Origin of the sequence: Phocaeicola acetigenes (genome assembly GCF_027529745.1) — a bacterium.
Taxonomy (GTDB): Bacteria; Bacteroidota; Bacteroidia; order Bacteroidales; family Bacteroidaceae; genus Phocaeicola; species Phocaeicola acetigenes.
This window is the reverse complement of record NZ_JAPZVM010000016.1, coordinates 1-25,094: the sequence shown is the minus strand read 5'-3', so window position 1 is coordinate 25,094 and position 25,094 is coordinate 1. Positions and strand designations below refer to the sequence as shown.

26 protein-coding genes are annotated in these 25,094 nt (G+C 38.4%); 22 read left to right on the top strand and 4 right to left on the bottom strand.

Going from position 1 to position 25,094, the window contains the following annotated elements:
* Nucleotides 1-3: 3 nt before the first annotated feature.
* Nucleotides 4-1,401: a relaxase/mobilization nuclease domain-containing protein gene (locus O6P32_RS13100; protein WP_269878965.1), complete on the bottom strand. Its 1,398-nt coding sequence runs from the start codon at nucleotides 1,399-1,401 to the stop codon at nucleotides 4-6.
* Between the two features lies 1 nt (nucleotide 1,402).
* Entirely contained in the window at nucleotides 1,403-1,711 is a 309-nt protein-coding gene (locus tag O6P32_RS13095; RefSeq protein WP_269878963.1) for a plasmid mobilization protein, read from the bottom strand.
* Between the two features lie 511 nt (nucleotides 1,712-2,222).
* On the opposite strand from O6P32_RS13095, the gene O6P32_RS13090 reads away from it, so the two are divergent.
* From O6P32_RS13090 to O6P32_RS12985, 22 genes are all read left to right on the top strand, one after another.
* Entirely contained in the window at nucleotides 2,223-2,915 is a 693-nt protein-coding gene (locus tag O6P32_RS13090) for a ParA family protein (RefSeq protein ID WP_087209053.1), read from the top strand.
* 1 nt (nucleotide 2,916) lies between these two features.
* Nucleotides 2,917-3,375: a DUF3408 domain-containing protein gene (locus O6P32_RS13085; RefSeq protein WP_117893523.1), complete on the top strand. Its 459-nt coding sequence runs from the start codon at nucleotides 2,917-2,919 to the stop codon at nucleotides 3,373-3,375.
* An 855-nt stretch (nucleotides 3,376-4,230) separates the two neighbouring features.
* Complete coding sequence (locus O6P32_RS13080) at nucleotides 4,231-5,415, top strand: hypothetical protein (protein ID WP_269878960.1); 1,185 nt, start codon at nucleotides 4,231-4,233, stop codon at nucleotides 5,413-5,415.
* A 225-nt stretch (nucleotides 5,416-5,640) separates the two neighbouring features.
* On the top strand, nucleotides 5,641-6,246 hold the full coding sequence (locus tag O6P32_RS13075; protein WP_204479976.1) for a Crp/Fnr family transcriptional regulator: 606 nt from the start codon (nucleotides 5,641-5,643) through the stop codon (nucleotides 6,244-6,246).
* Between the two features lie 303 nt (nucleotides 6,247-6,549).
* Nucleotides 6,550-7,125 carry a hypothetical protein gene (locus O6P32_RS13070; protein ID WP_147337266.1) on the top strand — a complete coding sequence of 192 codons (576 nt, stop codon included), beginning with the start codon at nucleotides 6,550-6,552 and terminating at the stop codon, nucleotides 7,123-7,125.
* 5 nt (nucleotides 7,126-7,130) lie between these two features.
* Entirely contained in the window at nucleotides 7,131-7,346 is a 216-nt protein-coding gene (locus tag O6P32_RS13065; RefSeq protein ID WP_118038415.1) for a hypothetical protein, read from the top strand.
* A complete protein-coding gene (locus O6P32_RS13060) occupies nucleotides 7,343-7,708 on the top strand; it encodes a hypothetical protein (RefSeq protein ID WP_269878957.1) in 366 nt (121 codons plus the stop codon). The genes O6P32_RS13065 and O6P32_RS13060 overlap by 4 nt, the downstream gene beginning before the upstream one ends.
* Nucleotides 7,709-7,727: 19 nt before the next feature.
* A complete protein-coding gene (locus tag O6P32_RS13055; RefSeq protein WP_117893505.1) occupies nucleotides 7,728-8,069 on the top strand; it encodes a hypothetical protein in 342 nt (113 codons plus the stop codon).
* Nucleotides 8,070-8,382: 313 nt separating this feature from the next.
* The gene (locus O6P32_RS13050) at nucleotides 8,383-10,989 is read left to right on the top strand and encodes a TraG family conjugative transposon ATPase (RefSeq protein WP_269878955.1); all 2,607 of its coding nucleotides are present in this window, start codon (nucleotides 8,383-8,385) and stop codon (nucleotides 10,987-10,989) included.
* Between the two features lie 55 nt (nucleotides 10,990-11,044).
* Nucleotides 11,045-11,197, top strand: a complete 153-nt coding sequence (locus O6P32_RS13045; RefSeq protein ID WP_229037572.1) for a hypothetical protein — start codon at nucleotides 11,045-11,047, stop codon at nucleotides 11,195-11,197.
* 4 nt (nucleotides 11,198-11,201) lie between these two features.
* A complete protein-coding gene (locus O6P32_RS13040) occupies nucleotides 11,202-11,798 on the top strand; it encodes a hypothetical protein (RefSeq protein WP_118038416.1) in 597 nt (198 codons plus the stop codon).
* Between the two features lie 4 nt (nucleotides 11,799-11,802).
* Nucleotides 11,803-12,852 (top strand): hypothetical protein, encoded by a 1,050-nt coding sequence (locus tag O6P32_RS13035; RefSeq protein ID WP_087209016.1) that lies wholly within the window; start codon nucleotides 11,803-11,805, stop codon nucleotides 12,850-12,852.
* A gap of 5 nt (nucleotides 12,853-12,857) precedes the next feature.
* Nucleotides 12,858-13,520, top strand: coding sequence for a hypothetical protein (locus O6P32_RS13030; RefSeq protein WP_117893496.1), 663 nt, complete (start codon nucleotides 12,858-12,860; stop codon nucleotides 13,518-13,520).
* Nucleotides 13,510-14,787 carry a conjugative transposon protein TraM gene (gene traM / locus O6P32_RS13025; protein WP_117893493.1) on the top strand — a complete coding sequence of 426 codons (1,278 nt, stop codon included), beginning with the start codon at nucleotides 13,510-13,512 and terminating at the stop codon, nucleotides 14,785-14,787. The genes O6P32_RS13030 and traM overlap by 11 nt, the downstream gene beginning before the upstream one ends.
* A 181-nt stretch (nucleotides 14,788-14,968) precedes the next feature.
* Nucleotides 14,969-16,063 carry a DUF4138 domain-containing protein gene (locus tag O6P32_RS13020; RefSeq protein WP_118038418.1) on the top strand — a complete coding sequence of 365 codons (1,095 nt, stop codon included), beginning with the start codon at nucleotides 14,969-14,971 and terminating at the stop codon, nucleotides 16,061-16,063.
* A 1-nt stretch (nucleotide 16,064) separates the two neighbouring features.
* Nucleotides 16,065-17,531 carry a DUF3945 domain-containing protein gene (locus O6P32_RS13015; protein WP_149917513.1) on the top strand — a complete coding sequence of 489 codons (1,467 nt, stop codon included), beginning with the start codon at nucleotides 16,065-16,067 and terminating at the stop codon, nucleotides 17,529-17,531.
* A 10-nt stretch (nucleotides 17,532-17,541) separates the two neighbouring features.
* Complete coding sequence (locus O6P32_RS13010; protein ID WP_087209000.1) at nucleotides 17,542-17,733, top strand: hypothetical protein; 192 nt, start codon at nucleotides 17,542-17,544, stop codon at nucleotides 17,731-17,733.
* Entirely contained in the window at nucleotides 17,730-18,941 is a 1,212-nt protein-coding gene (locus O6P32_RS13005) for an ArdC family protein (RefSeq protein ID WP_269878948.1), read from the top strand. The genes O6P32_RS13010 and O6P32_RS13005 overlap by 4 nt, the downstream gene beginning before the upstream one ends.
* A gap of 18 nt (nucleotides 18,942-18,959) precedes the next feature.
* Nucleotides 18,960-19,283 (top strand): single-stranded DNA-binding protein, encoded by a 324-nt coding sequence (locus O6P32_RS13000; RefSeq protein WP_087208994.1) that lies wholly within the window; start codon nucleotides 18,960-18,962, stop codon nucleotides 19,281-19,283.
* Nucleotides 19,284-19,293: 10 nt separating this feature from the next.
* Nucleotides 19,294-21,237 (top strand): type IV secretory system conjugative DNA transfer family protein, encoded by a 1,944-nt coding sequence (locus O6P32_RS12995; protein WP_269878946.1) that lies wholly within the window; start codon nucleotides 19,294-19,296, stop codon nucleotides 21,235-21,237.
* Between the two features lie 18 nt (nucleotides 21,238-21,255).
* Nucleotides 21,256-21,684: a beta-barrel fold lipoprotein gene (locus O6P32_RS12990; RefSeq protein ID WP_269878945.1), complete on the top strand. Its 429-nt coding sequence runs from the start codon at nucleotides 21,256-21,258 to the stop codon at nucleotides 21,682-21,684.
* Between the two features lie 94 nt (nucleotides 21,685-21,778).
* The gene (locus tag O6P32_RS12985) at nucleotides 21,779-22,792 is read left to right on the top strand and encodes a toprim domain-containing protein (protein ID WP_195391542.1); all 1,014 of its coding nucleotides are present in this window, start codon (nucleotides 21,779-21,781) and stop codon (nucleotides 22,790-22,792) included.
* 584 nt (nucleotides 22,793-23,376) lie between these two features.
* On the opposite strand, the gene O6P32_RS12980 is transcribed toward O6P32_RS12985, so the two are convergent.
* On the bottom strand, nucleotides 23,377-23,994 hold the full coding sequence (locus O6P32_RS12980) for an SLOG family protein (RefSeq protein WP_087208977.1): 618 nt from the start codon (nucleotides 23,992-23,994) through the stop codon (nucleotides 23,377-23,379).
* Nucleotide 23,995: 1 nt separating this feature from the next.
* Nucleotides 23,996-24,562, bottom strand: coding sequence for a phosphoribosyltransferase (locus O6P32_RS12975; RefSeq protein ID WP_269878942.1), 567 nt, complete (start codon nucleotides 24,560-24,562; stop codon nucleotides 23,996-23,998).
* Between the last annotated feature and the right edge of the window lie 532 nt (nucleotides 24,563-25,094).

Here is a 25,094-nt window from a genome sequence, read left to right as displayed (position 1 = left end):
TTTTTAAAGTGACAAATCATTATTTTTATGTTTCTTTTTCCGTTTCAAAGGCGGAAGATCATCTTCTCTATTTTTCCTGCTACCGCCGGTAATATCAATATCCGGTATAAAAGGAAGAGCAGAATGTGACATATACTCATTATCGCGTTCTAAAGACTCTCGCCACTCCCCTACTCTGTGAATCGTGTTGTCATGCAACAACGGTTCATTGGAGAAATGACTCAGAATATTAGCATAGGTAAATTTGCGAGATATATCGGAAGCCTTAAATTCAAATGGAATATCTGTATCCATGACGGAATAAGTAAGTCCATATATGCCTTTACTATTCACATGTTCCTTTATACCTATACCAGATTCTTTCAATAAACGCTTAAATTCATCATAAGAATCTGATTTATCCAATATCAGATTCAGTTTATTGAACAAGTAATGTTTCTGTTCATCGTATGACATTGACTTTGCATCAAAGTTCATATATCCATATCTGAATTTCTGAGGCAAGGATGTATCCTTAATATAAAATGAATCTTCGGACAGACCATAAACATAATAGGACTTGTCTTTCTTACTTGTCAGACGCATATACACTCCTTCCTTCTGCAAATTGGCCCTGAACTCCTGAAAGGTGGTACTTGAAGCAAAAGCTTTATCAAGTCTGGATAAAAGATCATCCTTATATAAAGATTTCAGGAAGCCACCTTTTTTAAGGATAGAAAGAATTGAATCATATTCATGATTGCCAAGAACTGACATCCATTCTTCATTGCTCAGCTTTGATTTTTGTAATCTGTCGCCAAGCAGTTCAGCTGCACCTGAAGAAGATAAAATACTCATCACCCTTTCTTTAACAGCATAATTTCTGAGTGCTTTCTTTAAAGCATTATCAAAATAGTAGCGCTGTCCGGATATTGAGGATAATCGTTCTTTAGTTCTTTCGTTTGCTTTAAGGCTGACAAGATTATATTTCTTTTCAAGTTCCCGTGCTAACTTTTCAGAGCGTTTGTAATCCAAAGAATTTGATACGGATTTACCTTCTGAATCTATGCGACTGTGTAATATATGGACATGAGAGTGTTCCTTGTCTTTATTTAAAATAATGGAGTAACAACAGTTCCCATAACCCATCTTCTCCATATATTCCTTAGAGAGATTAATCCAATTAGCCTCAGACAATCTTTCACCTGGAGAAAGATTCAAGGTGATTTCAGAATAAGGTAATTTCACCCTGTCATTAAGCGAAGAGAAAAGAAACATATAATCAGAAAAAGAAGATAAAGAATCACCCGTAGAGTTGAATAATTCTTTTGCTTCACCAGAAGAAATCTTCTCCAACTGATAATCAATTTTTCTGCTTAATGTTGACATGGATGAAAAAGCTGGTTCAATTTTAGCAATCATATCAAACAAGTTTTTTTGTTATTACTGATAGCATATTTAAAATATCGTGTAGTTCTTGAAGATAAAGTTTAATATTATCTTCATGAGGAATCAGATTAATTTGTTTCGCTATCTGATTGATATTGTTCCCTATTCTCTTTAATTCTATAACGGTTTGAACATCAGTTTTAGTAACTAATTTATCATTAATAACTAATTCTCTTATAATTTGAGCAATAGTTTTACCTCTTTCTTGAGCCATTTTACTCAACTTTTCCTTCTCCTCAAAAGTTAGTCTTAACTCTAAACGAGCTGTTCTTTTCTCATTCATGAAATTATATTATTATAATGAACAAAGTGAGTTATATACATCAACTCGGTTGATGCAAGGTGTTTTTGTACGTACAAAAACATACCTTGCGTGTACTAAAGTAATCAAGATAATTATGATAAGCAATAAAGCCTGGATATTTTATTGATTTAATTAACCTGGATTAAAAAAAACAAGGACGTAATAAGTAATTATGTAACAAACGTAAATATATAACAGAATAACATATGTTACATATATACAATATTACATACGTTTATTAGTTACATCATCACTTTATAACATTAGTAACAATGTAATATTATAACATTGTTACATTATTACTTTATTACTTACTTAATTTATAACATATTTTCTTACGTTGTTAATATCATAATATAGTAAATATGTTATTTATTAATATCTTACGTTAGGAATAAATATCTTACTTTTTCAAGTAATAAATAATGTGATTTCTTGCATAAGTAATTTATAAAGTATATATTTGCAAAAGAACATAATTAAATAGCATATGGGAAAAAAATTACCTGGTATTACTTTAGCTTTTGAGAACCCCAAAGGTGGGGTAGGAAAGTCAACCCTTACTGCGTTATTTGCCGGTTACGTACACTCAATGGGCGAGGATGGCATTAATATTGGGGTTGTAGATATAGACGACATGCAGAATACAATGGGAAGGCTACGTCAGTCAGAAAGTGATGAAAGCAATAACCTAAAGGAAGAATATGAAGTGATGAATATATCTTCTTCAGAGTTTATCAATCAGCTTGATATGCTGAAGGAAAGTTTTGATGTCATATTAGTAGATTTCCCGGGTAATCTTAAGCAAAACGGAGTAGTAGAGGCTTTGCATTTCATAGACATCGTAATCATGCCTTTTGAACCAAACAATACGGATTTAAGCGCAACACTATATTTCTACGATAATGTGTATAAAAATATAATAAAGGCAAGAAAAGAAAATGGCTTAAAGACAACTGTAAGAGGTGTAATGAATAGGGTAATGACGAATGTCATTGAGTTCAAAGAGTTAGTCAGTAAAAAGGAAAACCTTCCTTTCCAGCTCATGGAAAGCTTTATAAAAGATTCAAGAGTAGATTATCAGAGGAACTTGTCAACGTTGAGCAGTAATTACCATCATCCGTGTGACCAGTTTTGTGAGGAAGTTATAGAATTAATCAGCAAACATATAGAGGAGGAGTAACATGGGAAATAAAACAACTTCAATCGGCATGAGCAAGCTCTTGGCTAATGCATCCAAGATGGAAAAGGAAATAAAGGAAACAGAAAACGTGGCTCCTACAATAACTGTGGAAGCAGAGCAGACAAAACAGAATGGCGAAGAGCAACCACAGGAAGTAAAAGAAGTTATCAAACCTGAAGAAAACGTACTTTCGGAAAAAAAGAACAAGGACGAACAAGAGGATAAGGAAAAGAACAAGTCTTGCAATCGAAAGGAAGAGTACAGTTTATTATTCCAGGAAAGGAAAATAAAAGAAGTGGAGATGATCCGCATATCAAAAGAAACACATGCTAAACTGAAGAGACTTGCCAATGTATCTGATGTAAGTATGCACGTATTGGCAACTAATATTCTGGAAATAGCATTTGAAAAATACAATAAAGAAATTCAAGCAGCAGTAAAGAAATATATGAGTTTATAGTATTTTGAATCTGTTACAGAATCAAAAGCCAGGTAATGGGTAAAGCAGGAGTATAAGAATCCTGTTTTACCCGTTTTTTTTTAACTTAAACTTAAACATAACCGCACATGTCATAGATGAACATATGAGGTAGCATAAACTGATGATTATATAACCCGGACGCTTTTGCACAACTATTAGTGAAATCTGGGGTAAGTGGGACACTTTTACACAACTGCGGGAAAGTGCCCCTAATTTTTATATCGCCAAAGCAGAATAGTTAATATATGTAAATAATTCAGCATTTAACCCGATAATATTTTTCCGAAAGTATGTTTACACAAGTCGAAGCATTTCTTTATTTAGGTTTTTAGGGTATTATGAATATGTGGGACACTTTTACACATCTGGCAAAAACAGAAAAACCGTAGATGCCGCTTGTGGAAAGGCTTTCGGGGAATAAACGCAAAATTAAGAATGGGACACTTTTACACATCTGGCTTCGAAGTCGGGATACTTTTACACATCTGGGGAAAGCAACTGGGACACTTTTACACATCTGGAAGAAGCAATCAGGACACTTTTACACATCTGGAAGAAGCAATCGGGATACTTTTACACATCTGGAAGAAGCAATCAGGACACTTTTACACATCTGGGAAGGCATAAAACCATCGTTTTAGGACGGTTTTACACAACTAATGGAAATACTTTGTATAAAAGCCAGGCAAAAACTTTATGTTAATTTTTGTAACTGTCCCTTTTGTGGCATAATTTTTATTGTACGAATAGAAAAGAGCAACTGGGACACTTTTACACATCTGGACGAATGATTTATTTCATTATTAGCTATTTAGTGTATAAATAATACACTAAATGAATAGAAAATCGCTATATTTGCAAACAAACGGTAAAATTATGGTTGAAACAGAACAATACAAAGAACTCAGCAGGGTACCACGAACACTAAGCGAACCCAATAATGGTGCTAATCTTGATTTATTAATTGAATCAGGAGGAACAATCATGCATGATATCATAATTTTTGCCGCTAACACGCAAATGAAGGATCTGTTCGGTGACATGTGGTTTTCAATTGAAGACTTTTGCACGGTTATGGGGTATGACAGGACAAAACTCCAGCGCAAGTTGACCGAAGAACAGAAAACAAAAACATTTGGTCAGTTAACGCCTGTTTATAAAACTGAATATGAGGGTGAGCAGATAGAACATCCTATAGAGACATTTTTTGAGTCTGCCTTATTCAGTTTAGGTAAGAATACACTCAGTGTTGGCTATACTGTAAATGGAGTAACTAAATTCAAATTTATTCCTATTTTAGAAAGCTTCGACATCAAGGACAATTTTGGGACAAAGAAAAGGACAAAGCGATTGTATAAGGTAAATCTTAGCAAAGATTTGAAGAATATGATGTTCACCGGATATAATCTGATAGACCTTAAAGACTATAGGTGCCTGCCCAATAAACGAGCATACCGGAAATTCTATCTGAATTTGTCTAAAATGATTTTACTTATAAAACATAAGATACAACAAGGTCAGGAACCAGAGTTTACATTGACAGTAGATGAATTGGCCAAGCACTTCGATATAAACATAGCAAACAACCATGATCGCAAGAAAAAAGTAATTGCAACATTAAATGCAATAAACAAGAATCTGACACAAACAAAATTCGAATACGAATTTGTGAAAAAGGAAAATGAAAAGTGGGCCTATAGCGTAAAATTCAGATTTTCAGAAGAAACCCTCAAATATTTTGATGAAAAAGCAAAAGCAATAATTACCGCAAAATATTATGAAGGGCTCAAAGATGCCTTCTTAAGAAAGAAAGGCGTACAGGTATATGAGACATATAAATATAGAGATTGTTTCATATTCGGCAGCGGAAGCTTTAATGAGGAATTTACTGAGTGGGCATACAGTGATGCTGATATGGAAATAAAAAACGAGATATATAGAAATACTTATATCCACGTTTTGAAGATGCCACCAAAAGAAAATTGTATTGTAAATATGGCAGATATTAGGCCATTTTAGGCAATAAATGAATATTTTTTAATAACTTTGCAACGGATTTCCATGTAATATGGGAATCCGTTTTTTACATACGTACAGCTGCCAAACGGAAGAGTGGTGTCAGAAGTTAAACTATAAAGCAGCTGCGAACCCGTACCGAATAATACGGCGCGGGGAAGCAGTGCTTTATAAGGGCGACACCACTCCCTCGTTTGGCACGGCGGAACCGTGCCATTATATATATTTATGGCACCTAGACAAATAACTAAACTCATTGAAGAAACCATCGAGAAGATGGGGCTTCAAGAACACATCCGTTTTACGCAAGAAGAAAAAATCTATTTTGAAGAGAATTTCGAACCATTTCATTTAAAAAAAGGACATTATCTGATTACTAAAGATGAATTGGTTGAGCATTTCTACTATTTGGAAGAAGGAATCCTGAACATCTGCTTTCCTGACGCAAAGGGTGGCTTTGTTAATGCACGATTTATGGATGACAGGGCATTCATAAATCCTTTTTTCCTGCATAATCCGGAACACAAAGCCTGTTACAGTATCAAAGCCAATACAAACTGTAAGGTATGGCGAATGAAAAAGCACAAGGCTTATGAGATGTTCGGAGAATCTTTCAATTTCTGTAAGCTGGCTATTTTCCACCTTGAAAAATCTCTTATGCACAGAATAGAAAGAGAAGAAGGAATACACTGCATGACTGCCGACCAAAGGTATGAAAAGGTATTAAATAAAGAAAAATGGCTTTTTAAACATGTTCCGTTAAAGGAAATAGCAAGGTACATCGGAATAACACCACAGGCTCTCAGTAAAGCCAGAAAAAAGATCTTCAGATAGCTTACAAAAGGACAGGATACTTTTACACAACTAGTATCCTGTCTTTTTTTTGTGCTTGCCATTATATGTTTTACATCATAACAAAAAATGAAACTAGATTAATAAAACAGCATATTGCGGAAATTAAAATGTCTTTTTATTTGCGGTTTTGCATATTATCTATATGTTTGGACAGAATCAATTGAATTTCCTGACATAATGAGCAGGATTTGATACAATTACTAAATTAGGATATGATAAAACATAAAAATAATAAACTGGATAATATTAACTTTAAAAATAGAAAGCACTATGTACAGCAACATGAAAATCGTAATACTGATTCTCCTCCTGTTTACTGGAGGCAGTGTGATTAAAGCACAGAGACACTACAAGAGGATTTCAGCTTTAGAAGGTAGTTATGGTACCAATATATTCGGGAAAGCTGATAACATGGCAAATATATCATTCTCAAAATACATTGACAGAACATCCTACTGGAAAGCCGGATTGAATTATTTTGAAAAGAGTTTCGATTATTCAGTCAATACTGAAGCAACCCAGCCTTTAGGTATAATGCCGGTAATGCAGAACCAACAAAGGGAAGAAACAGCCCGGAACTGGTTTGTAAACGGCAGTTATAACCGAACAATAGCCAGTAACCTTAAATCAATCTACTGGAATATAGGTATAGGATGTTTTCTGGGCACAGAATACACCAGACATCCATCAAAAGAGTATCAATTTATCGTTGGTCCGGAAATAGGGACTGAAATAGAACTTTTCATATTACCAAAGCTCGCATTCACCGTCGGAATAAAAGAAATGTGGAGTCCGTTGTCTGTAAAGAACTGGAACACCGTATGGAATGCGGGATTGAAGATTCTCCTTTATAAATAAAAATCATGTTACTTATTGTCTTATTGCAAGCCAGTACAGATGTATCCGGCCTGATATCGTTGTACCGTGAAGTAGGTGCAATGCTGGTTGGTATTGGCTTTATTTGTGCAGGATTATCTGTACTTAAAAAGCTGATAACCAATCATGAAAAAACAAAGGAAGCTATTATTACCTATGTAGTAGCGTTGGTTGTCTGGCTATTAATATGGTCGTTGATATGAGCATAGCAGATGTTATTATACTTATTGTCATCTCTCTTGGTATCTATCATTTTCTGACTAAAAGAAAAGTCCCGAAAGATGGGCGAAATAATGAAAAGAAACAAGTACCTGGAGTAGAGAAAGACAAAAGGGGAAATATACAGGAAAAAGCGCCGGTCATCAGGGTAATCTTTCAAGTTGAGAACACCGAGGAAGATGACCTTGCCAAGGAAATAGCGGACATGTTCTTAGATGGGAGAACTTACTATTACAGTGGGAAAAAGCCGGAAGAAACAAAAGAAAAAACGGAAGACACTGAAATAGAAAAGTTCGTAAGGTTTGAAGATGTACAATGGAATTTAATTAAAACAATACAAGTATAAACTTTAAAATTGAAAAATTATGGAAGTACTAAAGCAATTAAGAAAGAGATTTGAGAACGTAAACAACAGTGTAAGCAGGTGGGCAGTAGGTCTTATGTTTCTGTTCATGGTGGCAGCTCCGATTGAATTAGAAGCACAGAGCGGCCTTAAGATAAGCAGTCTTTCGGAAGTAACGGACACAGCCAAGGAAGGTGCTGACACAATCCTTGATGTCGCAAAATACATTCTCGCAGCCGTTTTGGGTATCGCACTGGTGTTCGTGATTTATTCTCTTGCAACAAATAATCCACATGCCAAAGAATACCTGTTAGGATGGATCATTGCAGTTGTAGTGATTATGGTTGCCTTCCTGATTATCTGAGCCATGAGAACCATGAGGAAAATAAACAAGCCTATCAAGTTTTTCGGCTTGTCATCCGGGCAATTCGGAATATTCATGCTTATAGTAGCCATCACGATTATCGTCTGCATATTCAAGCAGCTGCATCCGCTGGTCATAACGCTTCTACTCAGCGGAATAGTATTTCTGTCAGGGCTACTGTTCAATACCTTGAAAAAGGAACATAAGGCTGGAAATCCGGATTTTCTCACAGGTTTGAGTGTACGGAGCGCAACACCAAGAAAAATAGTAGATAAAAAAAAGATTTTCAATTTCATTCTAAACTGAACAGCCAATGGTCATACTTATCATCCTAACAGCCGTTGTCATTTGTTTGTTGGCTCTTCTCATTGCAATATTGTATATGCGCAATGAAGAAGTGCAAGTAACAGACAAGGCCACAGATCTGGCAGACATATTGCCTATACAGACCATCACCCAGGATGCAATCATCAATGGGAACGGTGACATCACAGTAGGGTACAGAATGCTTCTTCCTGAAGTGTTCACACTTTCGGAAAAAGAAGCTGAATATATCCATGAGAGACTTGAAGCTCTCTTGAAGATGCTTCCGGCCGGAACTGTCATCCATCAGCAGATTTTTTATTATACCGGAGAGTATAACAATCAGGAATATTCAAACAACGCTCTGATAGCAGAGAACAACCGGCATTTTGACGGCAAGGAGATTCTGAACAGTTATACTAATCTGTATCTTACATTTACCAATGGGAAAAAGAACGGCAAAATAAGAAAAAGTGCGACCAACACATCACTGTTAAGAAGATTACATTACCCGTTTAAGCAGCCATATAGGGATTATGAGAGACGAATGACAGAGATGGAAGCATCGCTTCTTAATTTTGAGAATGGTCTGGCATCTATCCAGCAATTCGAAATCAGGAAGATGAACAGCAAAGAGTTGAACAATGCTGTTTATGATTACATCAATCTATCTTATGATACACCTGTAGAAGATGCAACGGAAAAGGTTGTGAATCCGATGGCCATCACACAGAACGGTGAAATGAAAATCGGCCAGCAGTATGTATCGATGTTATCACTGACAATCGAGGGGGAGCATCTGCATGAACTCTCCGTTCCTCACACCGGTAAAGCACGTTCATACGGTGGAAACATTGAAATACCGGACAGTATCAAGAGCAAGTGCTCGATGTTATACCCCGTAGGTCTCGGATTGCCTTTTAATCATATCGTCAATGTGGTCATCGAGATAACAGATCCTGATGCGACAGTAACAGCAATAGGAGCGGAGAAGGATGCCTTGAACTACATCACCAACTTTTATCCCCCTGCAGCAGAAAAGCAGAAGGAGCAAAGATTGTTCTGTGAGGAGATTACGAAATTTGACTATCAGACTGCTTACACTTCGTTCAATGTCATTCTCAATGATACGGACAAAACTTCACTGATGCGTAAGATAGCCCTTGTACAGCAAGGATTCTCCTTCATGAACCAAAGCAGCTGTTATGTTGAAAATGCGGAATTGTGTAACCTTTTCTTTACAAATATACCTGGTAACGCCAGGGCAAATTACAGAGGTTTCATCAATACAACCAAACAGGCAATCTGCTATCTGCAAAAAGAAGGTATGTATGTTTCAGATACGAAAGGACACATATACAATGACCGTTTCGGAACACCGGTAAAAATAAATCTTTGGGATTATCCGACATTGAATAACAAGAACAGAATAGTTATCGGGCCATCAGGTTCAGGAAAATCTTTCTGGCTTAACAATTACATTCTGCAAAGCTATGAGCTGGGTAGAGACATCATGATCATCGACATCGGTGGTTCATACCGTTCTATGATAGCATTGAATGGAGGAAAATATTTTGATTCTACAGAACAGAAGAAATTTGCCTTCAATCCATTTCTGTGTGACCGTGACAAGAACGGTAAGTATCTCTATATCGACACAACGGACGCAGAATCAGCGGATGACCAGATAAAGACTATCGTAGCCATAATAAGCTATATCTGGAAGGCCAGGGAACAGATGATGCCGGCTGAGACGGCGATTCTTAGAAAATCCATCATCGGCTTTTATGACTATGTAAACAATTCATCAGTAGGTCAGAATAATGAAAGAATCTTTCCTGATATGAAAGCATATAGAAAATATCTTCAGGAAGTATTCAAAAAAAGAATGAGTGATTTTGAAAAGCAGAAATTCGAGATTGAAGAGCTTATTCTTTTGCTGGAACCATATACAGACGGTGAACTCAGTTTCCTGCTCAACGCAAAGGAAAACGTGGATATTGTCCATGACAAGCTCATCGCATTTGACATGGAAGATGCGTCAAAGAAGGAATACTTTCCGCTTGTGGCCATCATTACCCTTCAGATGATTGTCGATAAGATTAAGAAACGACAGGGAATGATGAAGGAACTGATTATCGATGAAGCCCTGGATTTCCTTCAGGATGAAAAGTTCGGAGACTTCATAGCCTATCTGTACCGTACATTCAGAAAGAAAGAGGGAAGCATCACTCTGGCAGCACAGAATATCCTTTTCCTGAAGAACATGCCTTCAGGAATAAAGGATTCAATTATCATCAACTGTGCTACAAAGATAATCCTGGATCACTCGGAGCACCGCCAGAACCTGCCGGAAATCCAGTCTGTCTTGTCCATCAATGACGAAGAAATCTATATGATAGAGTCATTGCAAAGGACAGACCGCTGGAGGGAGTTCTTCATCAAGATGTCCAATGATGCATTCATATTCAGAAATGAGGTCTCAGATTTTGCAGCGGTAGCATTTGACTCAAAACAATCAACCGTAGTCAGGATTAAGCAATTATTCAAAGAAACAGGCTCGACCTATACGGCCATAAACTTATATCTGGAAGAAAGGAGAAAGCAATATGGATGATGCAACAGCAGGATTAACGGAGTTGTTAAACTACAGCACTGACATGAACACGAGCATGAACAGTGTAGCACCCAGTATAGCAGCAGCATTATTAGGCATAGCCCTCATCTTTGTGGTTTGGGCTTTGGCCACAAAAAAGCAAAATGCACGTACATACCTGATAGCTTGGGTAGTATGCGTAATATTTACTATCACATTTATCATTTAAGCTTATGAAGAAATTATTTGGAATAATCATAATCACGACAGCCATGCTGTTTATAGGTGCAGGGAAGGCAGAAGCACAGTGGGTTGTGCATGATCCGGGACATACCTTCCTTAATTCAACAGAGTGGTACACCAACGTAAAGAAATGGATAGAGCAGATAAAGGAGATGGAAGCAGCCCAGAAATTAAGGGAGGGTTTACAGAACATAGACAGAATGAAGGAACTGAAATCTCTGAAAGAGCTTGCTGATCTGTTGGATGACGTTGCCTGTCTGAGTCAGGACTACAGCTTTTATATGAATGTAGGTTCCAACTACCACTGTTTGAAGTTTCTTAATTTTCAAAGAGTAACAGTCAATCTCAGCGTCAGCACCGACCTTCTGATGAAGGTAGCAACGGTAACAAGTTATTTCTCGATGAACTCAGAAGGAAGAATCTCCTTTATCGAACAGGTAAAGGAGTCTGTTGAAAAGGCAGCAGATGAAATGAGAGAGTTTAACGAAACAGTCAGAAGTACAGTCATTTATAAATCGATGAAAGGACACAACCGGAAGACCTATTATCAAGGTCGCCTTTCAGCCTATACAAGATATACCAACTAAGCCTATGAACCAGGACAATTTTTTGTGGGGACTCCAAATAACAGACGGCCTCACTATGGAATTAGTTTCAAAGATGACAGTTATAGCATTTGGAGTTGCAGTCATCTGTTTTATATGCAATCTGGCTTATAATTATCTGTATCACGGAGCCAGTCAGTTGTTGACATCAAATGAAGACAAGTTTCCGGACATGATGGAAATCGGCCGCTGTCTGGTACTGTTTTTCTGTCTGACAATGTATAAACCAATCGCACAGACCATTGTAGGAACAATGGAAGTCATAAACGAAGCTACATCGCTATCTTCAGAAAGAGCCAATGAATTTGCCCAATTTATGGCCAAGGCAAGCAACGAGCAGGGTGAAATGATAGCAGAATATGAGACCAATTCACTTGAAGCGGAAGTAGCAGCCGGAGAGGACACAACAGGAGCCATGCAGCATGAGCTTGATAAAAAAGCGGAAGAGGATGAGACAACAGGATTAAGAGCCAGTATAGAGAAACTTGTCAATATCCTTAATCCGGCAAACCTTGTAGCACTTGTATTACACGCTGCGGCAGCCTTGGTTGTAGGTATCATACAAATCATCATCCTGGGTTTAGGTGTAGTTATTGTAAAGATACTGGTTATACTCGGCCCGTTTGTCTTCGCGTTCAGTATGCTTCCGGTATTTCAGAAACAGCTATCCATCTGGTTCGGTACTCTCTGTTCATCCTGTATGGTGTTCACTGTGATAAACATACTCAATCAGATTATGTGGCAGACATTAAAAGCATTATGCGAATCACCGGCCGACATGGTTGATATGGCAACACAACAGTTGCAATATCTGGGCATGGATCTGGCTCTAATCGGCGCATATTGTAGCTGTTTCTGGCTGTCGTCAAAGATTGTCGGACACAGTGATGCCGGCAAGGTTATCTCAAAGGTTATGTCGATAGCAACGACAGCAGCTACCATAGCCCTGCTTGGTGGGGCTGGAGCAGCAGCCAAAGCAACAAATGTAGGAGCTGCGGCATCAATTGGAGAAAGTATAATCGATGATAAAAAATAGCAGATATGGACTTGATGAAATTTAAAGGTGTAGACAATGCCGTAAAGATGACTATAAGACTTTCGATAGGCTACTGTGCCGTTCTTACGATAGCTTTTATTACATGCATCATCTATCAGACGATGAAGCTGGAAAAAGCTTACAGCCAGGCATTGGTCATAGACAAGAATGGGGAAGTATATGAGGCAAGTGGTATGCCGGCATCAAATATGAGAAGGTTCGAATACATCAATCATGTCAAGACCTTTGTCGGAAAATGGTATGCCTTTGACGAAAATACCTATGAGAAAAATATCACAAGTGCCCTGAATCTCATTGGGAACAAGGGGAAAGAGCTGTTGAACGAATACAATGATGTGAATATGCTCAATTCACTGGTACAGAAGAACATCAGATACGGAGTATCAATTGACGAAATAGTCATTGATATGGGAACTATCCCTGTAACAGGGAAAATACTTTTCACACAGACGGGATATAGGGCCAGAGGAAAGATTTCAAGAAAGGTAGAAGCAGAGTTCTCCATCTACGATGTATCAAGAAGTGAGGAAAATGCACACGGAGCCAAGATAGAGGACTGGATCGTGCATTATTCGGCACCAATTGAAGACAACCAGGAAGAATATAATAATACCCAACCAGAAAAATCTGACGAACATGAAAACTAATAATTTTTTAAAAGACAAAAACAAGCTTCTGATGATTATACCCATCGTATTAGGTGGTCTATTTCTCTACGTGTTTTTTGTTCACGACACATCATCAAAGGAAGTTGCGGAAAATGAAAAAGAAAGGCAAAGTGTATTGCTGGAGCCGGATTCGGAAGCAAAGGACAAAGCTCTCAATAAGATTGAAGCCTATAAACAGGATGAAAGAGAAGAGAAGGAGAAACAAAGAATCATGGATGAATCACAGGTAAGAGGTTCGGATTTCTACTTCGACCTTCAGAACAGAAATGAAAAATATGACCAGGCAACACTGGAGAAAATACGGAAAATGAGAAGAGATCCATACTCTGATGTAATGGGTGAATATGGCAGCAGCGACAGCCACCTCTCGGAACAGCTGGAAAAGCAGCTTGCGAGCATTGAGGATGAAGAAGAGTTGAAGGAGATTATAAGGGAAGCAAGGAAAAATGCTGAAATCCGAAAGGAACTGGAGCAGAACAATGTCTATAGACAAAAGATATATAAAAGGATTATAGGTTATGACCAGGAAAAGAAAAAAGCCGAAAATCCCACTAAGCCCAAACCAGGCAGTGCAATGGACAGCCTTGTAAGCAACCAGCCTATATACATAGCCGAGAATGGCAAAAGGACAAGGAGACAACAGGCAAGTATGCCAAGCAGCAACACCTTATTCAAGGCCTGCATACATGGAGACCAGACAGTCGTTACCGGCAGTACAGTAAGAATGCGTATGCTGGAAGATGCCGTTGTCTGTGGCATGAAAATACCGGCTAACACACTCTTTTACGGTGTGGCGACATTAGGAGCAAACCGGCTGGAGGTAGTGGTAAACAACCTGAAGGTAGGAAATACGATCAGTCCTGTTTCCTTTGTCATCTTCGACAATGACGCTATGGAAGGGCTGAACCTACCGAACAACATGAAGGCTCAGGCAGCCAAACGTATGCAGCAGGGACTTGTCCAGAATATAGATATGCCTCTTGCCTCTATCGGAACAATGACAAGTGAGATAACCAGTGCTGTAAATGCTACGACTCAGATAGCAAAACAGATATTGAATATGAAACTTTCGCAAGTCAAGGTACATCTGAAGAGCAATTATCAGATGTATATACAGGAAGAGACAAAAGAATCAAAGCTGAAACGGAAAGCTGTTCAGGAAGAATTGCAGAGACTATATGCTGAGCTTGAAGAGAACAAAAATAATCAGCCACATCCTTTGGAAACATTAATTGACAAGCTATGATTTTGAATATCTTGAATTATCTAATTGTTATAGCAACCCTGTTTTTCGGGTACAGAATCTATATATCAAGAAAGCAGGGTAAGAAATTTACAGAAATCAAACCGCTTTTGGTTTCATTTTTCGCCTGTATTGTCTTGTTATGGGCGATAACAGTATTCACCGCATTTTATAATTGAAAGTTATGAAAAGAATCTATATTTTAATTGTTCTATGTGTGGCCGCATTCGGCTTAAAGGCACAGAGTCCCGAACAGGAGAGTATCAAAGCCAAGAACATTTACGTATCATTTGACTTTGTGAAGCATCTGGTGTTCCCGGTGCAAGTGTCCGATATTGAAGTAGGAGAGAAAGAGCTTATTTCGGCAGAAAGAGTTGAAGAAGCACCCCACGTTGTCAGACTGTGCGCACAGAGTGAAGACTTTGAGAAAGAGACAAATGTAACCGTCGTTTGTATCGACGGCAGTGTCTATACTTACCATGTGAAATATATAGCAAACGGTCTTGTCGATCCTTCCCCTAACATCTATGAAGATAACGGTAAATGGGAACACAACGATTATCAGGCGGATGTCAGTGACATGCACATGGCCGAGTTTTTCTTCCCCTCAGACATTATATACGGCACACAAGGTAACGAAATGTCCTTTGCTTTACAGAGCTACAACAATCAGCTGAAGGTTTCAACAGCTAAGGATGCCGTTGAAAATTCGAATCTTTTTGTCATCGACAAAAACATGAATACATACAGCATTGTCATCCGCAGAAACGAGACTTCGGTCTTCACCTACAACTATGATGACAAGCGTGAATATACTGCCCACATCGATGTGAACAGTGAGGTGATGGACAAATGCCTTCAGGAGCTGAGAACAAAGAAAAGGAACATTTACAGTGTTGGCGAGGTAAAAAACAAGTTTGAGCTGTCAATGTCCAACCTGTATGTACATGAAGACTTTATGTTTTTCATCTTTGATTTGAAAAACAAGTCATATATAGACTATGACATTGAATTTGTCAAATGCTTTCAAAGAGACATCAAGAAGAGCAAGAATGCCATACAGCAGGAAACAACCATAGATCCCATTTATACAAAGGATTTTGAAACAAAGATAAAGGGCAAAAGCGCCAACAGGCTTGTTCTGGGATTTAACAAGTTTACAATTCCGGACAACAAAATCTTTGAGATAGAACTGTATGAAAAGGGTGGTGGCCGCCACATGAAACTGGCTGTTGAGAACAAGTATATTATCAGGGCAGAACCTTTATTCGAAAAATGATATGAAACTGAAAGAAGCTTATGAGAACTATTCCTATAATAACATAGGGCAGTTCAGAGCCTTGTCGGAAACTCTTGGCTATAAAACAGAATATCATGACGGAAGCTATCTTTTCCACAAGGGGGATGACAGTATCCAATTATCTTTGGATGAAATCAGATCTAAAGCTAAAGAAAACCGGAATGAACAGCGAGCCGAGGAGTCAAAAGAAAAGGTTTGTTCGTTCTTTGACAAGAACAAGGCAAATGAGCCTTCATACATCGAAGAACTTAGAAAAAAAGGAATCAGTGTGATTCGGTGGAATGACATAAAGGGCGAGAACAAAGACGGTTTCACCATCATAGACCATAACCGTAAAGTATGCTATACAGGCCAGGAGCTATACGAATATGCACACAACACCGGCAACCTGCTGGACGGTAAAGGAACAAAACTGGAAAAGGGTATAATGTCAGACCTGATGGATATAGGTGAGAAGAAAGGGAAGCTGCGTATGAGTGAGAACGGCATTTCCGTCTTTTACCGCAAGGAAACCCTAACCATTCCGGACAGGATGCTTGGACACAAGCTTAACAAAACGGAGAAAGAGCGTCTTCTACACGGTGATATTGTTCCTTTAGATACCAAAAGAGGTACAATTATGCTTCAGGTTGACAAGGACTTGAATTCGGTAATCGTGAGATCAAGCAAAGAAATTAAGATACCTAATGTGATAGGCAAGACCGAGGAATATGACGGATATAAGTTAACCAAAGCAGACAAATATCTGCTTGCCAACGGTCATACGTTAGAGAGTAAGCTCATGCACAGCAAGGACGGATATATCCTTGCCGACATATCTCTCACAGATGACAAAAAAGGCATTCAGTTCTCAAACATACAGAGTATTACAGAAGGAAAGGCTCATGAACTGATAAAGGAGATGAGACCTAAACTGGAAGCTGTAAACCCCGTCATAGAAAATAAGGTATCGGCAGATAAAGGGAGAGACATGGACAGCGAATTTAAGGAAGCGGTCGGTAAAAGGGACTTTGAAACGATTGACAAACTCAGGGAGGACGGTTATAAGCCAAGTGAAGATTACATCAGAGGTGTAGGAAAACAGCTGAATCTGAGTGATAATGAAATGAAGGAAGTTCAGAAGATTTTTCAGGTTAAGCCGGATGAACTGAGCGAACATCAAAAACAGGCTGCCAAGCTTTTAGATGCAGCCTCGGTAGGAAATTTCAGAGTCATTCAGGACATCCAAAAAACCGGATATCAGATAACACAGAATGATATAAAAGCCATGCGAGAAAATGGCGTACAGGAAAACACCATCATCGCCGTTCAGAAGATATTCGGTCTTGAAAACAAAGGCAAGACTTTGGGTGATGTGAAGTTGGCAAGCAGTCCGAAGCCGGACAATACAAAAGAAATGGCCAGACCTATTGCCAATACTGTAAACAAGATGTTCAACGACTTATAAAAATGCAATTATGGACTACAATGAACTGGTACAGAAAAGACAGGAAGGCATCATCGATGACCTGGAGTTTCTGCTCGCTCAAAAAGATTTGGCAGAAATATATCTTGAAGACATGAAGTCAAGAGGAGAGAGGCCCAATAATGAGAATGCCGTCAAGTGGCTATGTGAATATGAGAATAACCATTTATACGAACAGTTATGAAAGAAGATTCAGCAGGTGACAAAGCACTGAAACAGTTTGCAGACCTCATGATTCAAAAAATCAAGGAGGTTGAGCATGACTGGAAAAAGCCCTGGTTCTCTCCGGAAGGTGGAGGGGGCTTACCCCAGAACATCGAAGGCAGAGTATATAATGGGATAAACCTCTTCATGCTGTACTTACTTTCGGAAGAAAAGGGTTACAGCACACCATTGTATATGACATTCATGCAAGCTAAGGAAGCCGGAGCCTCAATTATAAAAGGAGAGAAATCGTTCCCCGTAATATACTGGAACTTTTCAGTAAAGGACAAGAACGGGAACAAGATAAGCATAGAAGACTATCGGAATCTATCAGAGGACGAAAAGAGGGAATATAAGGTAACACCATATATGAAAACCTATAACGTGTTCAATGTCTCTCAAACCAACTATCCGGAAGTCCAACCTGAGAAATGGGAAAAGCTGAAGTCACAGTTTGTTCCACCGGCTCTGAAGGATGAACAAGGCATGTACACCATGCCGTTGCTCGATGCACTTATCAGAGAAAGGCAATGGATATGTCCGATATATCCGAGAGAAAGCGACAGTGCTTATTACAGGCGTGGAGAAGGATGCCATATAATTGTCCCGCTGAAGGGACAGTTTGATACAGGGGAATCCTTTTATTCAACACTGCTGCATGAAATGGCACATTCAACCGGTGAAGTCGGTCATCTGGAAAGAGAAAAAGGAGAGGTTTTCGGAGATTCCAAATACGCCAAGGAAGAACTTATCGCAGAGCTAACTTCTGCTTCATGCGGTAAAACCATGGGTATATCAACCTGTATCAGGGAGGAGAATGCGATGTATCTGAAGAGCTGGCTGTCGGCATTGAGTCAAGATCCGAAATTCATATACACCATTCTTTCCGATGTGGCCAAGGCAAGTGCCATGATACAGGAGAAGGTTTACGGAATGGAACCTAAACTGAGCAATGATGAAAAATTCTTACTGGCGGCAAGCCAGGGCGATGAAGATAAGTTGAAAGAGTTGAAAGAAGCCGGCTATAACCCTTCGTTGCTTATAATAGACAGGCTAAATGTCAATGTAAGCAACAATGAAGGGAAAGAGGCAGTAAGCAAGGTGTTTGGAATAGATTTCGATACTAACAAAACAGCAGAAATGAGCAAGGGAATGGTCAAGCCTGCTGAAATAACAATGAATATTTAACCCCTAAATCGAAGAATTATGTTTACAGGACAATTAATCGGTTATGTAGGTGCAGACGCACGTTCAAACAAGAGTGGTAAAGGATTTTATTTCCCTGTTTCATCAAAGTTTAAAGGAGTTGGAGACACAGAAGACAAGACTCTTTGGATAACTTGCTTTGTAAACTTTGACACAAAAATCATGGAATATATCAAAAAGGGTACTCAGGTATATGTGACTGGAGATATATTTATTGACGTATTCAAGAAAGAGGACGGAAACTGCATACCGTCTGTCACTATGAATGTAAGCCGTGTAGAACTGCTCGGCAAGAGTGAGAAGAAAGAAGAGACTAACGCATAAAGATTGAACTATGGAAAAAGAAAAGAAAGACCTGTCATTCATCCTTATACTGCTATCTACTCTGATAGGTATAGCTGTATTATTCCAGTGGGCTATAGTAAACGGTTTGTATGTTCCGGTCAGGAATCAGGCCATGTGGGAAAAACTGCTGGTAAAGGGAATCATGTTCCGTTTCCTGTATGTGATACTCATCGCCGGATTAGCTTTTCTTTTTCCATATAAGAAACCTGATGATGAAAGTAAAAAATGGTTTTACACAAGTCTGACCTTAATGACGGCCACTATACTTGTGGTTGGTTTCAGTGAGTTGTCAAACTGGTATAATCTATTCGTTTTCCCGGTGATATTTGTAGCCTACACATTGTTAATCATCAAGACAATGCCTTACTTCTTCAGGAGACATGTCAAGTCAGATGAAAGTATATTCGGCCTGAGTAATGTGGAATCACCCTTTTATTTCAGATTTGAGACAGCAAATGGGCCACTTACCATCCACAAGCCACAGCAGAATATATATATTGACGGAGGTCCGGGTTCTGGTAAATCAGAAAGCTGGATAAAGGGAATGATTTATCAGTGTGCGGAAAGGAATTATGCCGGGTTCATCTATGACTGGGAGGGTGATCCGACAAAAGATAACTCACCAATACTTTCAAGAATAGCTTACGGAAGTATCGAATACTTCAGGAAGCAGGGCAGAGAGGTACCTAATTTTGCCTACATAAACTTTATAGACATGTCAAGAACCGTCAGGGTTAATGTATTGTCACCCAAATATATGTCAAAAGGTAATGAGTCTTTATTCATCAGGAATATTATAATGACACTGATGAAAAACCTGGAAGCAAGCTGGAAAGAAAAAACTGACTTTTGGGCGAACAATGCAATAAATTATGTATATTCGATAGCTTATAAATGCTTCAAGGAAAAAGACCTTGGCATCTGTACCCTACCGCATGTGATAGCCTTTGCTTTATCAGATAGTAATCTCGTATTTGAATGGCTATCGGAAGATCCGGAAATTGCACTTAACATGTCTTCCATGTTGACTGCATGGAAATTAGGCGCACAGCAGCAGACAGCCGGAGCTGTTTCTTCAGCGCAAACGCCACTTGTGTTACTGAACAACAAGTATATATTTTGGGTTCTGTCTCCGCTGCCTGAAGAAGAGTTCTCACTGGATATAACAAACAAGGAACATCCAACACTTCTATGTGTAGGTAATGCCCCGACAATCAAGGAAGCCGTATCACCGGCCATCAGCTGCATAGGCAGTGTGCTGATGTCTCAAATGAACAATCCGGGAAAAGCAACAAGCGTATTCATGGTTGACGAGTTTCCTACAATCCTTCTGCAAGGTATAGACACATTTATAGGTACAGCACGAAAACACAATGTTTCCACCATACTGGCCGTACAGGACTTCAATCAGGCAGTCAGGGACTATGGAGAAAAGAGTGCCAATATTCTCAAAGCCTCCTGCGGAACACAGGCTTACGGCATGACCGGAAATGAGAAAACAGCCAAAGATATAGAAAGTCTGTTCGGCGAGAAGAAGGAAGCCCAGGAAAGTTACTCTCATCAGGAAAGTGGCGGAGGAAGCCGAACAGAAAGCCTCCAGAAAGAGAAAGTCCTGAAAGCCCGTGAAGTGGCCGGACAGTCAGCAGGACACTTTATCGGAAAGATAGCTGGCGGACAGCCTCCTTTCTTCAATGCACAAATGAACATGTGCCGTTTTGAAGAAAAAGAAATACCACCTTTCTCTCTCCCGGTAAGACTTGATGAAGGTAACGAAAAACTCGAACTGGACATTCTTGAAGAAATCGTGCAACAGAATTATATTAAGATAATAAATGATGTAAACGAGGTCTTGAAAGGCGTTGAAGAAAAAATCAAAAAACGCAATAATCCTGATACTACACACAATCAGAAACAAGAAAGAAATTTTAATTAACTAATAAATTGAATTATCATGAAAAAGTATTTTGCAACATTATTAGCAGCAGTGAGTTTATTGACAGTATCATGCAGTAAGGATGATGATCCGACAACAGGAAGCAGTGATGCAGGAGTGTATAGAATAACAATTGAGGTTAGTGGAACTGATGCAAAAGGATTTGCACATATAACAAATCTTGACAAGTTTAATATAAGGAACGAGAAAACTGGAGATTCTTCACTGTCAATAGATGATGAATTTACAACAAGTGCAAGTTATGTAACAGAAGGAAAGGTTAAGGAAATTGCCGCACAGGGCATGGTACATTCAAACGAAAAAGCAAGTGTAAGAATGAAGGTAACCAAAGATGGGAAAACTGTTTTTGATGAAAGCAAAAGCATAGATCCGGAAACTGGTACTGGTAAAATAGGCGAACTCAGGTTTACAACAATTTCGCAATAAGTCGTAATTTTGTATGATTATTATAGAACTATAAAGTTGTAAAACTGGATAATTTTTAGTATCTTTGTAATACATAAAACACTGATATTCAATAATGAAAGTTGATTTTAACAGACTAAAAACAGAAATTTCCCTCCCTGATTTTCTCTTAAATCTGGGTTGGAAATTTGTGGCCGGTTCTTCTAACAGCTGCCCTAAAATGAGTAATGGTACACATACCATTGTCATCAAGCGGAATGCACAAAACCAATATACCTATTGGGATGTGCACAGCGACAATGTAAGAGGCAGAACGATTCTCGACATGATGCAGGAACATCTGTTTGAGACAACCGGGAAGCAACCGACATTAAGAGAAGTCGGTGAAATCTTACAAAACTACATAAATACGAACCAGATAATTACTCCGGAAAACAGCAGATACGATGTTGGTAACACGAGCATGAGTACAGACGAACTGACAATGTACCTTAAACAGCTTTTACCTTATAAGGGTAATTATCTACAGAAACGCGGTATATCAGAAGAAAGTATAGATAGTCCGGTTTTTAAAGATGTCTTTCTAATTAGGGAAGTTAAGAACAAAAACACCACATACAGAAACATCTGTGTAAAGATGTACAATGACAAGGGTGTCCAAGCAATTTCCCAGAGAAATGAAACATTCAAGGGAATCATCGGTGGAAAGTTTGATTGTCTGGCAACAAGTAACCATGACAAAAGCAGACCAATTGATATTTTATACGTAGGAGAATCTATCATAGACTGTATATCTCACTACCAACTATGTCACAAAGACACAAGCTTGAATCTTGTTTATGTATCTACAGAAGGTACACTTACCGAAGGACAAATGCAGCTGCTTCGTATCATTATCAGTAAGAATGAAGTGAAGTCACTACGGACTATATTCGATAATGACAAGCAGGGTTATAAGTACACGCTATGGCTTGATAATAACCTTAGAGGTATGCAGCATGATGTAGAGCAAATGGATAATGAGGTATTAAAAAATACAGCTTACCAGGTACAGAATACTGAGTTTCCACAAAAGAAAGATTGGAATGATGACCTGAAAGCAGCAACTATAGAAAAGGCCGCCGATTAAAGGCGGTCTTTTTTTACATGACAAATTAAGCATTAATTATAGTCAATCAATAAGGATAGTATCTCTGTTGCATAATTTCTCCGACAGGAAATTTTCTCTCAGGCATACTTTCGGAAAAGAAGATAGCTTAATCCACGATTTTGTTAAAGGGTTGAATTTTTTTACCACAAGTTTATCTGATAGTGATATTCGTATTACTTGGAAACCGGCTTCGCTAAGGTTTATGAGATCAGACACCTTAATCCGTTCACTCGCATTAAGAATATACTTGGATGAATGGCGCATAATGGATATACAAAATTCAATATCTGAGAGTTTAGATGACTTCTCAATAATGCACCAACTTGGCGTTTGAGAAGCGCACATTTGTTTAAGAACATATACACCTTCCTCAGTCTTGCAAATCTTAACGACATAGAAATCGCCTTGTAGTGCAACTTTAAGCAATTCTTTTTCCCGCATACTTAATATTACGTTCAAGAATATTAAACAGTTGTATGTGTACAAAGATATTAAATTAGTACCTCTAAGGTACTTTTTTTGCTACTTTTTGTGTGAAAAAGTAGACTAACCATCAATAACCATTATTTATAAAGGTTATAGATGGTTAGTTTCTTTTCGTATGCCTTTCTTACCGTATAAGATGTACCACCTAAAGATATTTCATCCCAATAGGCAATAAGCTGAGAGGAGTGGGAAATCATATAATCATTACGTTTCAGATATGCGAAATTTGAAAAACTATCTGAAATGGTAATAACTTCATCTGCCATATTAAGAATATTAAAGTATCTGTTTCTGTATGAGTTATTAAACAGCTTATCCTGCTGCGGAAATGGCACAACAACAATAAGAACAATATCAGGAAATTCCTCTTTTAATCTAAGTACACTTTCAGCTGCTATGGTATCAAATCCGATAGCACCACCGACATAAAAAAATCGCTGACCATTCTTATAACAGAATCTAACCGCATTTTCCACCTTCTTTTTTACTTCTGCATAATTAGCTATGTGGCGATGTCCGGTAAAAGAGGTGGACAGATGGCGTTGCCATCTGTCCCGCAACTTCCGACAAACATCAAGACTGGCAGCAGTTGTCTTGTATATCTGTCCATTGTGAGCGATATAAGTATAGAAAAACAAGGTCTCATTTTGAAAGAGACCTGTTTTCTTCATTATGTATTCTTCTTTTGGTGTCATATTAGTTACTATAAACTGTTTTACCGATAAAGAGTCCTCCCAATACTTCTGCTCCCATTTTTTCTATTTTATTGGCGAAAATAGCATATGCAAATCCTTTAGTAAGAATATCATCAAAAACTATAACCTTTCTACCTTTGAAAAAATCTTGGTCGAACTCTATCTCTTGTTTGTTGTGTATTTCACTTTTACTAACATTATCATGCTCGGCTGATTTTTCTCCCTTAACCTTAATATGGTCATAAGCGTTGTACATTCCGCAAAGTTGGCAAACCATCGATGAAAAATGCTTATATCTCTTTTCGTTCTTCTCTGCACTTGAAGCCGGAACACAAGCAAAGATAATATTATTGGTTTCTTTACCATAAAGTTGAATGAGCTTGTTGGCTACCAAATGGGCTACATTTGCAAATGCCTTGCCGTCTTTGAAATCCCAAATAAGTCTTCTGATTTTCCATTCTTCTTGGGTTGCATTTCTATTCTTTGTAGACAAATAAGGATAAAAAGAAAACATCATCTTTCTCCACTGCTTGTCTAAACTTGGGTATTTTCCGAATGTTACTGCCATATCCGTATGCTTTAGAGTGTTAAACCTTGAATTATTCTTCAGCTAGATTTAGACCTTTTTTTTAAAACCTTTGTCTTGGTTTGGTCTTTTGTCCGCTGACTTTTTTTTAGATTGAGAATCATTCCCCATCTGAGTTTGAGCCTTTTTTTTACGGCATTGTCTTTTCAGGAAAAGTGGAATTAGAAAAGTTTTGAACGAAAAAAATGTTGGGGAAGTCGCAGACAACATCGTTATTTTTTTCAGGGCAAAGGCTCTTAGCCGGAACTCTTTCATTTCCACTAACCCTTATAAATTTGCCGTCAAAAAACAAAGGCTCTCAGATGGGGATATTTCGACCTGGAATGAGGAAGCGGACAGACAAAAAGACCAATCTAAGACAATCGGAAAAAGAAAGAAATACCTAAAAGGGCGGTGGGTGGGAATAGAGGGTAAGCAATAAGGTGAGAGAATGCATCATCCGAAAAGATGATGTGTGAACGAGCCGGATGCCTGGTTCCGCAGCCAACGAACAATAAGTGAGGGCTAACAGGAA